The organism is Streptomyces uncialis (assembly GCF_001905345.1).
GTDB lineage: Bacteria > Actinomycetota > Actinomycetes > Streptomycetales > Streptomycetaceae > Streptomyces > Streptomyces uncialis.
The window spans coordinates 1,130,009-1,144,767 of record NZ_LFBV01000001.1; the positions used below are offsets into that span (position 1 = coordinate 1,130,009).

A 14,759-nucleotide genomic window follows, 5' to 3' on the forward strand; every position below is an offset into this window, starting at 1 on the left:
CCCGGTCACCCGGCACCCCCGGCCACCGCCGCACCCGCCGCACGCGTCCGCCACGTCATGCCCCGCACGGGTGTCATGACCGGTCCGCCCCGCCCGTACGAAAACGGCAAAGCAACGGTAAGGGGGCGGAGTCGGGTGCCGGAAGGGCAACTGATCGGTACATCGGCGGACCGGGCGCCGGACCCGGCCTATACGCTCGAAACCCGCACCGACCACCGTCCCCGACAGGCGCCCCACCAGGCGGCCCCGGCCCATCAGGAGCAGCCATGCACGGCCACGGCCCCGCGCCGCAGCAGTCCCAGCGGCCCACGGAGGGGATGCTGGTGCTGCTCCGGGTGGTGTTCGTGGTCCTGTCGGTGGCCAGTTGCGGATTCCTCACCTGGGGCGTCATGCTGCGCGTCGCGATCGTGACCCGTACCCAGCGCGACTGGACGTTCTTCTTCGTCTCGCTCGGACTGCTCATCGGTTCGTTCGCCCTGCTCATCGCCGACGGAACCGACGAACTGACCACGTGGCGCGGCAACACCGGCGCCGCCGTCCTGCTCATCATGGGCATCGCCGGGGCCGCCTACTTCCTCTACGCCGACATCCGCCACTTCCAGTCGGTGCCCCGCACCCCGCCCCGGCCACCCGCCGCTTACGGCGGCCCGGTCCACCCGGCCCCCGGCTACGGCTACCCGCACCCGGCAGCCCACCCCACCGCCCCGCACCCGGGACCCCAGCCGTACGGCGGACACACCCCGCCCGCGAGCCCCTACCCGGACCGCACCCCGCCCCCGGGCCCGTACACCCCGACCGTGTACTCCCAGCCCCCCGGCCCGGGAACCCCGGCGCCGCAGCCACCCGCCCCCGCGTCGCCGCCCGCCGCGCCCCCGCCGCAGACGCGGCCCGCGCCCGCCCGGATCGACCAGGTCCGCGCCGAACTCGACGAGCTGAGCGACTTCCTGCGCAGCCAGGACACCGCCCCCGGCCCCGAGTCCGGCCCCCCCGGCCACCGGGGCGCCGACCAGCGTCAGAACAGGGAGGACGGCTGGTGACCCCGCGTGTCGTGGCCGACCGCTACGCGCTGTCCACCCTCATCGGGCAGGGCGGCATGGGCCAGGTATGGACGGCCTACGACCAGCGGCTCGACCGCCGGGTCGCCGTCAAACTCCTGCGCCCCGACAAGGTCACCGGGCCCGGCGGCCCCGAGACCGAGGAACTGCGCCGCCGCTTCGTGCGCGAATGCCGGGTCACCGCACAGGTCGACCACCCCGGACTGGTCACCGTCCACGACGCGGGCAGCGAGGGCGAGGAGCTCTACCTCGTCATGCAGTACGTCGACGGGGCCGACCTCTCCGACCACCTCGCCGAGCACGACCCCTACCCCTGGCAGTGGTCCGTCGCCGTCGCCGCGCAACTGTGCGCCGTGCTCTCCGCCGTGCACGCCGTGCCGATCGTGCACCGCGACCTCAAGCCCCGCAACGTCATGGTCCGCCAGGACGGCTCGGTGACCGTCCTCGACCTCGGCGTCGCCTCCGTCATGGACTCCGACACCACCCGCCTCACCCACACCGGCTCACCCATCGGCAGCCCCGCCTACATGGCCCCCGAACAGGCCATGGGCGGCGCGGTCGGCCCGTACACCGACCTCTACGCCCTCGGGGTCCTCCTGCACGAACTCCTCAGCGGCGACGTCCCGTTCGCGGGTTCCACCGCCCTCGGGGTGCTCCACCGCCACCTCTACGAACCGCCGCTGCCCGTCCGGCGGCGGCGCCCCGAGGTCCCCGAGGCCCTGGAGAGCCTCGTGCTGCGGCTCCTCGCCAAGGACCCCCAGCACCGGCCCGCCAGCGCCCAGGAGGTCTACGAGCACCTGCTGCCGCTGCTGCCCGCGCGCGGCACCCCCACCGGCGGCCCCCTCGACCCCACCCGCCCCTTCCTGCGCCCGCACGCCCCCTGGCCCGACCGCGCGGTCACCCCCGCGCCGCGCCCCGAGGCACCGGTGCCCACCGCGGCCACCGCGCCGACCGGACAGCCCGACGTGGCCGCCGCCGTCGACGAGGTCAAACGGCTCCTCGGGGAAGGCCGGATCACCCAGGCCGTCGACATCCTCGGCGCGATCCTGCCCACCGCCGCCGAGCGCCACGGCGAACAGTCACCCGTCGTACGCACCCTGCGCAAGCAGTACGCGGCCACCCTCATGGACGACGGCCAGTACCGCCGCGCACTGCCCGAACTGCGCCGCCTCGCCGACGAGCACGCCGCCGGGTCGGGCCCCGCCGACCCCCGCTCGCTGCGCTTCCGCTACGACGCCGCCCAGTGCCTCGAACAACTCGGGGAGACCGCCGCCGCGCTGGCCGAGTACCGCGCGCTGCTCCCCTACTACGAGAGCCGGTACACGGGGAACCCGTACACCCAGGACGACCCCGACCTGCCCTTCGAGATCCGCCGCCGGATCGGGCATCTGCTGCTCGCCCTCGGCGACCGGGCCGCCGCCCACGACACCCTGGTACGGCTGCTGCACGACGCCCAGGGACGCCACGGACCCGCCCACCCCTTCCCCGCCGAGGTCCGGCGCACGCTCCAGTGGCTGGGCCAGGTCGGGGGCTGACGGGCGTACCCGCGGCCGCGCCCGGATCGTTGGAGCGGACGGCGGGAACCGGCCGGTCGCCGCGGACCGCGCCGCGACCCGCTCGGATCAGCTCGGTCGAATCAGTGGCCGAACCTCCTGTCACTGCCTACCATCGATCACCGCAAGACTTTGTGCACCAATGCACAATCTCGCTGCCGGGAGGCTCCTTTGCACCGCCGCCGTCGCATCGCAGTCACTGTCTCCACCGCCGCGCTCCTCGCGGCGACCCCCTTGCTCACCGCGTGCGGCAACGACGCGCGGCCGGGCGCGGCGGCCGTCGTGGGGGACCAGCGCATCACGGTCGCGCAGCTGGAGAACCGGGTCAACGCGGTCCGGACCGCGCAGCGGGACATCCTCGGGGACTCCGAGCAGTACGAGGCGTCCCTCACCCGCTCCGGGGGGCTCGCCCGCAACACCCTGCACACCATGGTCCTCGACAAGGTCCTCGACCAGGCCGTCAAGGACGCCGGGGTGAGCGTGACCCGCAAGGACGTCCAGCAGATGCGCCTCGGCCTCGAACAGCAGGCCGGAGGCGCGGAGGGGCTGCGCGCCGCGTGGCTCCAGCAGTACAACGTCCCGCCGTCGCAGCTCGACGCGAGTCTCCGTACGGAGGTCGCGGCGCAGAAGCTGGCGGAGTCCCTCGGGGTGGGGATGGACACGGAGGCGGGGCAGCGGGCCTTCTGGAAGGCGCTGTCGACCGCGTCCAAGAAGCTCGACGTCAGCGTGAATCCCCGCTACGGGAAGTGGGGCGTCAGCGGTGACGGCCGGGTCGGCCGCACGGACGCGGGCACGCCTTGGCTCCACGTCGTCACCAAGCCGGACACCCCCACGGAGACGTAGCACTCGCGCTTCGTGGGTTTCGCGGTTCCCTGCGGGTCGCCTTCGCTTGCGCTTCCCAGGTCTGTCCGGCGGGGCGTACTTCGGTCCTGTGCCGTCGTTCGGTGGTTTTGCGCAGTTCCCCGCGCCCCTTTGGGGCGCGTTCTGCCTGTTCTTCGGGTCGGTGCCGGTCGGGATTCTCCGTCCTCGATCCGACACGCTCGGTAAGTCGTGCAGTTGCTCCACTGAAGAGCATCGGAGTCTGCGGGCAGAGATTCCCGCCCACCCCCTCCCGCAGCAGCGCGACTGCGGGAGGAGAGGAGTGCCCCTTCAGGGGCGCGGGGAACTGCGCAAAAGACGAGGGCAGGCCCGCACCCGAGGAACGACCGCAAGGGGGCAGCATCCAGGGGCGCGGGGAACTGCGCGAGCAACCAAGGACCGCCCGCAGCCGGACGGAAACCGCAAGGGGCGCAACCCAGGGGCGCGGGGAACTGCGCAAAAAACGAGGACCGGCCCGCACCCGAAGAGCGACCGCAAGGGGGCAGCATCCAGGGGCGCGGGGAACTGCGCACCCCACGAGCGACCCGCACAGGGACAAGTGCGCCCACCCGGACAGACCTCGGAAGCGCAAGCGAAGGCGACCCGCGGGGAACTGCGCACCCCACGAACGGCCCGCACAGGAACAGGTGCGCCCACCCGGACAGACCTCGGAAGCGCAAGCGAAGGCGTCCCGCCTGACAGACCCCGGGGCGCGGGCGAAGGTGGGGCGACGGGTTAGGTTCAATCCGTGAGCGAGACAAACACACCCACACCCCAAGGCCGGGTCGTGATGGTGACCACCACCCACCGCGTCGCCCCGGGCCTCCTCTCCTGGCCCGCCTGGCGCACCCTCCACGACGCCGACCGAGTCGTCTGCGCGGACCCCGGCCACCCCCAGCTCCCGTACCTCCGCGAAGCCGGCGTCACCGTGGAGATCGCGGCGCCCGACGCCCACGAACTGGTCGACGCGACCCAGGGCGGCCGGACCGTCGCCGTCCTCGCGGTGGGCGAGGGCGAGTCCCGGCTCACTGACGGCCTCGCCCGCCTCGCCGGTTCCGGCCGGGTGCAGATGCCCGACCTGGAACTCCTCCCCGGCTCGTACGACCTCCCGGGCGCCCGGCTGCTGGACCTCGTCCAGGTCATGGACCGGATCCGCGCCGTCTGCCCCTGGTCGTCGCTCCAGACCCACGAGGGCCTTGCCAAGTACGCCATCGAGGAGTCCTACGAACTGGTCGAGGCCATCGAGGACGGCGACCGTGACGAACTGCGCGAGGAACTCGGCGACGTACTGCTCCAGGTGATCTTCCACGCGCGGATCGCGGAGGACGACGAGGAGGCCCCGTTCTCCGTGGACGACGTCGCCGCGGGGATCGTGACCAAGCTCATCAACCGCCACCCCCATGTCTTCGGGGACGCCGTCGCGCGGACCCCGGAGGAGGTCAGGGCGCTCTGGCTGAGCACCAAGGCCGAGGAGAAGGACCGGGACTCCGTCACCGACGGCGTCCCGCTGGGCCAGCCGGGCCTCGCGCTCGCCGCCAAGCTGGCCTTCCGGGCCAGGAAGGCCGGTCTGCCGGTGCCCGTGCCGTCCGGTCCCGGCATCGGCTACGACCTGCTGGCGATGGCCGTCCGGGCCGAGGCGGAGGGCGTCGACCCGGAGGCCGCCCTGCGCGCCGCGGCCCGCGCCTACCGCGACGCCATCCGCACCGCCGAGACCCACCCCGGCCACCCGGCCGCCGAGGACCCGGACATCACGGACACCGAGGACAGGGACACCCCGGCCGCCGAGGACCCGGGCACCGGGGGAACGGACCCTGCGGACACCCGGGGGACGGACCCCGTGGACCCGGCGGACACCGGCCGTACCGCACCCGGCGGGACCCGCTGACGATGACCGCCCCGCCGCCCGCCCCCGACCTCTTCACCTGGGAGTTCGCCACCGATCCGTACCCCGCGTACGCCTGGCTCCGTGAGCACGCCCCCGTGCACCGCACCCGGCTGCCCAGCGGCGTCGAGGCCTGGCTGGTGACCCGTTACGCGGATGCCCGCCAGGCCCTCGCGGACGCGCGGCTCAGCAAGAATCCGGCGCATCACGACGAGCCCGCCGACGCCCGGGGCAGAACGGGCATCCCGGGCGAACGCAAGGCCGAGCTGATGACGCATCTGCTCAACATCGACCCGCCGGACCACACCCGGCTGCGCCGGCTCGTCTCGAAGGCGTTCACCCCGCGCCGGATCGCCGCCTTCGAGCCGCGGGTGCGGGAGCTGACGGACCGCCTCGTCGACGGTTTCGCCGCGAAGGGCGAGGCCGACCTCATCCACGACTTCGCGTTCCCGCTGCCCATCTACGCGATCTGCGACCTGCTCGGCGTACCGGCCGAGGACCAGGACGACTTCCGGGACTGGGCGGGCATGATGATCCGGCACGGCGGCGGTCCGCGCGGCGGGGTCGCCCGGTCGGTGAAGAAGATGCGCGGCTATCTCGTGGACCTGATCGAGCGCAAGCGGGCCGACCCCGGCGACGATCTGATCTCCGGTCTCATCCGGGCCTCCGACCACGGTGAGCACCTCAGCGGGAACGAGGCCGCGGCGATGGCGTTCATCCTGCTGTTCGCCGGGTTCGAGACGACCGTGAACCTCATCGGGAACGGTACGTTCGCCCTGCTCACCCACCCCGAGCAGCGCGCCCTGCTCCAGCGCTCGCTCACCGGCGGCGAAGGCGCCGGCGGCGTCGGCGGGGGACACGGGAACGGGAGCGGGGACGGGGATCTCCTCGCCACCGCGGTGGAGGAACTGCTGCGCTTCGACGGGCCGGTGGAGATGGCCACCTGGCGCTTCGCCACCGAGCCGCTGCGGCTCGGCGGGCAGAACATCGGGCGCGGGGACCCCGTACTCGTCGTCCTCGCCGCCGCCGACCGCGATCCGGCGCGATTCGACCGCCCCGACACCCTCGATCTGACGCGCCGCGAGAATCCGCATCTCGGCTACGGCCACGGCATCCACTACTGCCTGGGCGCGCCCCTCGCCCGGATGGAGGGACAGATCGCGCTGGCGGCCCTGCTGACACGGCTTCCGGACCTCGAACTCGCGGCGGCGCCCGAGGAGTTGAGATGGCGCGGCGGGCTCATCATGCGGGGCCTGCGGACCCTGCCCGTCAGCTTCTCACCGGTTGTCCGGAACGCAGGTGTTGACGGTATGTCAGCTCCGTGACTTCCACGTGATCTGCGCTGCATCGACTTGTGACAAACGTTCGAGAGCCGCTACGTTCACGTCGACCCGGCGGTCCCCACCCGCCGCGTTGCCCCTGACGTCCCACGAAAGGCCCCCGTATGCGCTCCGGGAACGGTCGTCACCGTCGCCCTCGTCAGGCACCCGCTCTGGTCGTCGCAGCCGGGGTCACCGGCTCGGCGATCGCCATTCCACTGCTCGGCGCGACCGGTGCCACCGCCGCTGAGGCGGGAACCTGGGACCGGCTCGCCGAGTGCGAGAGCGGCGGCGCCTGGAGCGCCGACGACGGCAACGGCTTCTACGGCGGGCTCCAGCTGTCCCAGGAGACCTGGACGGAGTACGGCGGGCTCGCCTACGCCACCGGTCCGGACCAGGCCAGCCGCTCCCAGCAGATCACCGTCGGGGAGCGGGTCCTCGCCGCACAGGGCCCCGGTGCCTGGCCCGGCTGCGGTGTCTCCGTCGGCCTCACCAAGGACGCCCCGCCCGCGGACGTCGACCCGGGTGTCCTGCCGTCCGCCGCGGCGAAGCCCGGCGGTTCGGACGGCAAGGCCGCCACCCCGGCCCCTTCGTCCGGTACGTCCGGGAAGAAGGGGACATCGCCTTCGCCGAGTCAGTCGTCCGACACGTCGGGCTCCGCCACGAACACGACACCCCGCGGGCTCGGCGCCAAGGGCGACGCCCGCGACAAGGAGCGCGCCGCGAAGACCGGTACGGCCACGGAGGCGGCTACGGACGCGTCGCCGTCCGCCGCCCCGACGACCGGGGCGGGCGACGCCACGGCCACGGCCACGGACGAGCCGGAGGCCGGCAAGAGCACGGGCGGTACGGGCAGCGCCGACGGGACGACCACGCCGACCGGTGCCGAGACCTCGCCGGACGAGTCCCCCAAGTCGGAGCCGACGGACGGTGCTTCGCCGAGCGCGACCACCGACCCGGCCACGGGTGAGGACACCGGCGCGGGCCGCCACCGCGGCGGCCCGGCGACCGAGGAGGCCGTCGACTCCCGTGCCGGTGACCCGGCCGGACGACATGCCTCACGCGGCGGGGCAACCCGTGACGAACTGGACAAGTCGTACACGGTGCAGTCGGGCGACAATCTGTGGGACATCGCCGACTCCCAGGGTGTCGAGGGTGGTTGGAGCGCCCTCTACGACGGCAACAAGGGGACCGTCGGGACCGACCCCGACCTGATCCTGCCTGGCCAGAGCCTTGATCTGGTGCCCGAAGCAGCCGAGAAGAAGCTGTAGTTCGCACTGAATGTCCGCTTTTGGCGCATGGGGCGGAAGTGAGACATGAGTCTCACCGGCCGGGGTGAGCTTTGAATTCCGGCCGCGCCCATGCGTACGGTCAGGACCGCTCGCCACTGCGGGCACCGATCGCCGTCACGCCGAATCCTGCCGACGGAGGCTCGGGAACACTCGACGCGTAAAGCGCCGTAGGCAGGAGCGGGGGACCCAAGGTAAGCGCCGGGCGCGACCGTTCACGGAGTCGACAGGACTGCGGGACACGGAAGCCGACCGGCTAGGGGTGAAGCCGCGCGCCAGACGCGCGGCCGGGCAACTCATTCGGCCCGAACCCGACAGCTCACCTCGTAGGCGTCGGTGAGGGGATGACTTCATGCTGCTTTCCGGCAAGGGCAAGCACCGCAAGCCCAGCAAGGCCACCCGTATCGTCGCCCTCGCCGGTGTGACCGGCGCGGCCGTCGCCGCCCCGCTGATGGCCGCGGGCACCGCTTCCGCCGCCACCGCGGCCGAGTGGGACACCGTCGCCCAGTGCGAGTCCGGCGGCAACTGGTCGATCAACACCGGCAACGGTTACTACGGCGGCCTCCAGTTCTCCGCCTCCACCTGGGCGGCCTTCGGCGGCACCGCGTACGCGGCCACCGCCAACCAGGCCACCAAGTCCCAGCAGATCGAGATCGCCGAGAAGGTCCTCGCCGGTCAGGGCAAGGGTGCCTGGCCGAGCTGTGGTGTCGGCCTGTCCGGTGCCGCGTACGGCGGCGGCGCCGCCGAGCAGCCGAAGCCGCAGCCGCAGCAGACCCAGCCCCAGCAGCAGCAGAGCGCTCCCGCGCCGCAGCCGCAGCAGGAGACCGAGCAGCGCGCCTCGCGTTCGCAGGACCGCGCTCCGGCCGCCGCGCCGAGCCAGGCGCCGAAGCCCGCCGCGCCCGCCGAGAAGATCGAGACCCCGACCGGCAAGAAGGTCGAGAAGGGCGACGGCGAGTACAAGGTCAAGACCGGTGACACGCTGAGCGCGATCGCCGACGCCGAGGGTGTCAAGGGTGGCTGGCAGAAGCTGTTCGAGCTGAACGACGACATCGTCGACGACGCGGACTTCATCTTCCCCGGTCAGCAGCTCCACCTGTCCTGATCCCAGGACCCCCGGTTCCCTGAACCATCCCCCACCCGGCCGGGCCGCACCCCGCCCCGGCCGGGAAGCCCGCCCCGACGCACCCGCCCGCGTCGGGGCGGCCCCCTTTCCCGGGCCTCCCCCCGGCCGGGCCCGAGGTCTGTCCGGCTGGGCGCACTTCGTTCCTGTGTCGTCGCTCGTGGGTTTCGCGCAGTTCCCCGCGCCCCTTTGGGGCGCGTTCTGTCGGTTCTTCGGGTCGGTGCCGGTCGGGATTCTCCGTCCTCGATCCGACACGCTCGGTACGACGTGTCCTTGCCGGACTGAAGAGCATCGGAGTCTGCGAGCAGAGATTCCCGCCCACCCCCTCCCGTAGCCGGGCGAGTCCGCGAGGAGGGTGGTTTGAACCCCGGCCCCGGTCGCTGACAGCCCGCACCCTGATCGCCGGCCCCAACTGGGCGCCCCCAAAGGGGCGCGGGGAACTGCGCACCCACGAACGACCTGTGCGGGAAGAGCGCGCCCAGCACAAGAAACCCAGGGGCGCGGGGAACTGCGCACCCCCGGGCGGCCCGCACGGGAACAAGTACGCCCACCCGGACAGACCTCGCAACCGCGAGCGAAGGCGACCCGCGGGGAACTGCGCAAAGACGAGGGCGGACCCGCACCCGAAGAGCGACCGCAAGAGGGCACCACCCAGGGGCGCGGGGAACTGCGCACCCCCGGGCGGCCCGCACGGGAACAAGTGCGCCCACCCGGGCAGACCTCGCAAGCGCGAGCGAAGGCGACCCGCGGGGAACTGCGCAAAAGACGAGGGCGGACCCGCACCCGAAGAGCGACCGCAAGGGGGCAGCACCCAGGGGCGCGGGGAACTGCGCACCCACGGGCGGCCCGCACGGGAACAAGTGCGCCCACCCGGACAGACCTCGGAAGCGCGAGCGAAGGCGACCCGCGGGGAACTGCGCAAAAGACGAGGGCGGACCCGCACCCGAAGAGCGACCGCAAGGGGGCGCCCCCAAAGGGGCGCGGGGAACTGCGCACCCACGGGCGGCCCGCACGGGAACAAGTGCGCCCACCCGGACAGACCTCGGAAGCGCGAGCGAAGGCGACCCGCGGGGAACTGCGCAAAAGACGAGGGCGGACCCGCACCCGAAGAGCGACCGCAAGGGGGCGCCCCCAAAGGGGCGCGGGGAACTGCGCACCCACGGGCGGCCCGCACGGGAACAAGTACGCCCACCCGGACAGACCTCGCAACCGCGAGCGAAGGCGACCCGCAGGGAACTGCGCAAAAGACGAGGGCGGACCCGCACCCGAAGAGCGACCGCAAGGGGGCACCACCCAGGGGCGCGAGGAACTGCGCACCCACGGGCGGCCCGCACGGGAACAAGTACGCCCACCCGGACAGACCTCGCAACCGCGAGCGAAGGCGACCCGCGGGGAACTGCGCAAAGACGAGGGCGGACCCGCACCCGAAGAGCGACCGCAAGGGGGCAGCACCCAGGGGCGCGGGGAACTGCGCACCCCCGGGCGGCCCGCACGGGAACAAGTACGCCCACCCGGACAGACCTCACAAGCGCAAGCGAAGGCGACCCGCAGGGAACCGCGCACCCCCGGACGTACCCGCACGGGAACAAGTACGCCCGGCACAGGAAATCCTCGGAAGCGCAAGCGAAGGCGACCCGCTCGGATGATCCTCCGTCCCCCCATTTGTTTGATCACGGAACAATTTGGTTTCCGTTTGTCCACAGGGCGGCCCGCTGAGTGGCCGACGCCCCGCAGGCCGTTAGGCTCAGGTGCGGCGGGACCACCGGCCCCGCGTACCCGCGTCACATCCCAGAAGGAGATGCTCGTGCCGTCCATCGACGTCGTCGTAGCCCGGGAAATCCTGGACTCCCGAGGCAACCCCACGGTCGAGGTCGAGGTGGGCCTCGATGACGGCAGCACCGGCCGGGCCGCCGTCCCGTCCGGTGCGTCCACGGGCGCCTTCGAGGCCCTGGAGCTGCGTGACGGCGACCCCAACCGCTACGGCGGCAAGGGCGTCGAGAAGGCAGTCCTCGCGGTCATCGAGCAGATCGGCCCGGAGCTCGTCGGCTACGACGCGACCGAGCAGCGCCTGATCGACCAGGCCATGTTCGACCTGGACGCCACCCCGGACAAGTCGTCGCTCGGCGCCAACGCCATCCTCGGCGTCTCGCTCGCCGTCGCGCACGCCGCCTCCGAGGCCAGCGACCTGCCGCTGTTCCGCTACCTGGGCGGCCCCAACGCGCACCTCCTGCCGGTGCCGATGATGAACATCCTGAACGGTGGGTCGCACGCCGACTCCAACGTCGACATCCAGGAGTTCATGATCGCCCCGATCGGCGCGGAGTCCTTCTCCGAGGCCCTGCGCTGGGGCACCGAGGTCTACCACACGCTGAAGAAGGTCCTGAAGTCGAAGGGCCTGGCCACCGGCCTCGGCGACGAGGGCGGCTTCGCCCCGAACCTCGGCTCCAACCGCGAGGCGCTCGACCTGATCATCGAAGCGATCAAGGAAGCCGGTTACGTCCCCGGCCAGCAGATCGCCCTCGCGCTCGACGTCGCCGCCTCCGAGTTCCACAAGGACGGCAAGTACCTCTTCGAGGGCAAGGAGCGCTCCGCCGCCGAGATGACGGAGTACTACGAGGAGCTCGTGGCGGCGTACCCGTTCGTCTCCATCGAGGACCCGCTGTTCGAGGACGACTGGGCCGGCTGGAACGTCATCACCGAGCGCCTCGGCGACAAGGTCCAGCTCGTCGGCGACGACCTGTTCGTCACCAACCCGGAGCGCCTGGCCCGGGGCATCGAGGAGAACTCCGCGAACGCCCTGCTCGTCAAGGTCAACCAGATCGGCTCGCTCACCGAGACGCTGGACGCCGTCGAGCTGGCCCAGCGCAGCGGCTTCAAGTGCATGATGAGCCACCGCTCCGGCGAGACCGAGGACGTCACCATCGCGGACCTCGCCGTCGCCACCAACTGCGGCCAGATCAAGACCGGCGCCCCGGCCCGGTCCGAGCGTGTCGCCAAGTACAACCAGCTGCTGCGTATCGAGGAGATCCTCGACGACGCCGCCGTGTACGCGGGCCGCAGCGCCTTCCCCCGGTTCAAGGGCTGACCCCCCTCGGCCGACCCAGTTGCGTCCGTCCCCGCACCCGGTCCCGTACCGTGTGCGGGGACGTACGTACTCACGGGGAGGCGGGACAGATGGCCGTCAAGGACCGGGACCGGTTCTCCACCACGACCCGGCTGCGCCTGCTCGGCGAGCAGACCGCCGCCCGGGTCTACCGCTCCCAGACCAGGCGCCAGGCCCGCCGTTCCCGTCTCACCGGCCGCGCGGCCCTGCTGACCCTGGTCCTGTGCTCCCTGATCGTCGCCCTCGCCTTCCCGATACGGCAGTACGTGTCCCAGCGCGCCGACATCGCGGACCAGCTCCGTGAGCGCGAGGAGGCCCGCGCCCGGGTCGAACAGCTGCGGGACTCCAAGGCCCGCTGGCAGGACGACGCGTACGCCGAGCAGCGGATAAGGGAGCGGCTGCACTACGTGCTGCCGGGCGAGACCGGTTACACCGTGGTCGACCCCCGGGGCACCGAGGAGCGGCGCGCCGACCGCGGCGCGGCGGACCGGGCCTGGTACGCCAATCTGTGGGACGCCCTGGACCGGGCCGACCAGGAGGAGCTCTCCGCCCGGACCCGTCCGGAGCCGCCCGAGCCCCCGGAGCCTGCCGCGGACCGCCCGTCCGGTACGTCGCCCCGTCCGGCACCCGCCGCCCGCTGAGCGCCGGGTCCGTACCACTCCCGGCCACCGGCCGGCCTCAGCACCTCCGACCAGCAGCCCCGCCCCCGTACCCCGGCGGGCGGGGCCGACCAGGAAAGACACACCTCCCCGCATGCGAACCTCTCCGCCGACCACCGCGCGCACCGAGCCGACCGACGCCGACGTGGCCGCCTTCCAGCAGCAGCTCGGACGGCCCCCGCGCGGGCTGCGCGCCATCGCGCACCGCTGCCCCTGCGGTCAGCCGGACGTCGTGGAGACGGCGCCGCGGCTGCCGGACGGCACCCCCTTCCCGACGCTGTACTACCTGACGTGTCCGCGGGCGTCGTCCGCGATCGGCACGCTGGAGGCGAACGGGGTCATGAAGGAGATGACGGACCGGCTCGCCACGGACCCGGAGCTGGCCGCCGCGTACCGGTCGGCGCACGAGGACTACATCCGGCGCCGCGACGAGATCGAGGAGCTGACGGGCTTCCCGAGCGCGGGCGGTATGCCCGACCGTGTGAAGTGCCTGCATGTGCTGGTCGCCCACTCGCTGGCCGCGGGACCGGGCGTCAACCCGCTCGGCGACGAGGCCATCGCGATGCTGCCCGAGTGGTGGAGCAAGGGCCCGTGCGTGGTGCCCGCGGCCGAGCCGTCGGCCGCGCCGGCCGCCGGGGGGCAGGCGTGACCAGGGTCGCCGCGATCGACTGCGGCACCAACTCGATCCGGCTGCTGGTCGCGGACGCCGACCCGGCGACGGGTGAACTGGTCGATCTGGAACGGCGGATGACGATCGTCCGGCTCGGCCAGGGTGTGGACCGTACGGGCCGGCTGGCGCCCGAGGCGCTGGAGCGGACGTTCGCGGCGTGCCGGGAGTACGCGGCGGTGATCGAGGAACACGGCGTGGAGCGGCTCCGTTTCGTGGCGACCTCCGCGAGCCGGGACGCGGAGAACCGCGACGAGTTCGTCCGCGGGGTGGTGGACATCCTGGGCGTGGAGCCCGAGGTCATCACCGGTGAGCAGGAGGCCGAGTTCTCGTTCACCGGGGCGACCCGTGAGCTGACGGGCCGCGACGACCTCGCGAAGCCGTATCTGGTGGTCGACATCGGCGGCGGTTCGACGGAGTTCGTCGTCGGCGCGGACCATGTCCGTGCGGCGCGCTCGGTGGACATCGGCTGCGTCCGGATGACGGAACGCCACCTCGTCCACGACGGTACGGTCAGCGACCCGCCGTCCGAGGCGCAGATCGCGGCGATCCGCGCGGACATCGAGGCGGCCCTGGACCTCGCCGAGCGCACCGTGCCGCTGCGGGAGGCCCGCACCCTGGTCGGGCTCGCGGGTTCGGTGACCACGGTCGCCGCGATCGCCCTGGACCTGCTGGAGTACGACCCGGCGGCGATCCACCACGCGCGCATCCCCTACCACCGCGTCGCCCGGATCACCCACCGCATGCTGACGTCGACCCACGCCGAACGCGCGGCGATCCCGGTGATGCACCCGGGCCGCGTGGACGTGATCGCCTCCGGCGCCCTGGTGCTGCTGGCCGTCATGGAACGCGTCGGCGCGACGGAGGTCGTGGTCAGCGAACACGACATCCTGGACGGCATCGCCTGGAGCCGCGCGTAACCCGCGCCACCCGGGCGGCCGGGGGTCGGACGGGGTCAGAGGCTCGGCGTACTTCACGCGGCGCGGCCCGGAGGTGTTCGGAGAGGTCCGGGCAGGTCCGGGAAGGGGTGTCTTGTCGTGAGCATGTGAGCGCGCGCGGGTGCCGTTCGAGCGGCCCCGCGGCCCCTTCCGGGGGTGCTCGGCGGGGGTCCGTCAGGAAAGTTCGTGAAGTTCTTCACAAGGAAAAGACCCCTGCTGAGCGCCATATTCGGGCCGGGTGGACGCCGGGGTGGGTCCAAGGTCCCGAGTCGGGGCGTCGTGGGGTGTTCCGGGCGTGTGACACGCGTATGCGCGA

General features: G+C 72.6%; 11 protein-coding genes and 1 riboswitch. All 11 genes read left to right on the plus strand.

All coding sequences use genetic code 11. From position 1 onward, the window contains the following. The first annotated feature begins 266 nt into the window (after positions 1-266). The 11 genes from AB852_RS04855 (at position 267) to AB852_RS04905 (ending at position 14,425) form a co-directional block, all read left to right on the plus strand. Positions 267-1,037, plus strand: coding sequence for a hypothetical protein (locus tag AB852_RS04855; protein ID WP_073783837.1), 771 nt, complete (start codon positions 267-269; stop codon positions 1,035-1,037). Between the two features lie 29 nt (positions 1,038-1,066). Continuing rightward, positions 1,067-2,590, plus strand: a complete 1,524-nt coding sequence (locus tag AB852_RS04860; protein ID WP_266510456.1) for a serine/threonine-protein kinase — start codon at positions 1,067-1,069, stop codon at positions 2,588-2,590. 189 nt (positions 2,591-2,779) lie between these two features. Continuing rightward, positions 2,780-3,451 carry a SurA N-terminal domain-containing protein gene (locus AB852_RS04865; RefSeq protein ID WP_073783839.1) on the plus strand — a complete coding sequence of 224 codons (672 nt, stop codon included), beginning with the start codon at positions 2,780-2,782 and terminating at the stop codon, positions 3,449-3,451. 763 nt (positions 3,452-4,214) lie between these two features. Further along, positions 4,215-5,351: a nucleoside triphosphate pyrophosphohydrolase gene (locus AB852_RS04870; protein WP_079184297.1), complete on the plus strand. Its 1,137-nt coding sequence runs from the start codon at positions 4,215-4,217 to the stop codon at positions 5,349-5,351. Between the two features lie 2 nt (positions 5,352-5,353). Beyond that, positions 5,354-6,673 (plus strand): cytochrome P450 family protein, encoded by a 1,320-nt coding sequence (locus tag AB852_RS04875; RefSeq protein ID WP_073783841.1) that lies wholly within the window; start codon positions 5,354-5,356, stop codon positions 6,671-6,673. Positions 6,674-6,792: 119 nt separating this feature from the next. Next, entirely contained in the window at positions 6,793-7,938 is a 1,146-nt protein-coding gene (locus tag AB852_RS04880) for a transglycosylase family protein (protein ID WP_073783856.1), read from the plus strand. 174 nt (positions 7,939-8,112) lie between these two features. Then, a riboswitch (cyclic di-AMP (ydaO/yuaA leader) is annotated at positions 8,113-8,304 on the plus strand. Positions 8,305-8,308: 4 nt separating this feature from the next. Next, entirely contained in the window at positions 8,309-9,058 is a 750-nt protein-coding gene (locus AB852_RS04885) for a LysM peptidoglycan-binding domain-containing protein (protein WP_073783858.1), read from the plus strand. 1,822 nt (positions 9,059-10,880) lie between these two features. After that, positions 10,881-12,161 (plus strand): phosphopyruvate hydratase, encoded by a 1,281-nt coding sequence (gene eno / locus AB852_RS04890; RefSeq protein ID WP_107420614.1) that lies wholly within the window; start codon positions 10,881-10,883, stop codon positions 12,159-12,161. 89 nt (positions 12,162-12,250) lie between these two features. Next, positions 12,251-12,820, plus strand: coding sequence for an FtsB family cell division protein (locus AB852_RS04895; RefSeq protein ID WP_079184298.1), 570 nt, complete (start codon positions 12,251-12,253; stop codon positions 12,818-12,820). Between the two features lie 112 nt (positions 12,821-12,932). Beyond that, on the plus strand, positions 12,933-13,487 hold the full coding sequence (locus tag AB852_RS04900; RefSeq protein WP_073783862.1) for a DUF501 domain-containing protein: 555 nt from the start codon (positions 12,933-12,935) through the stop codon (positions 13,485-13,487). Next, on the plus strand, positions 13,484-14,425 hold the full coding sequence (locus AB852_RS04905) for a Ppx/GppA phosphatase family protein (RefSeq protein WP_073785431.1): 942 nt from the start codon (positions 13,484-13,486) through the stop codon (positions 14,423-14,425). Before AB852_RS04900 ends, AB852_RS04905 begins: the two co-directional genes overlap by 4 nt. The last annotated feature ends 334 nt before the right edge of the window (positions 14,426-14,759 follow it).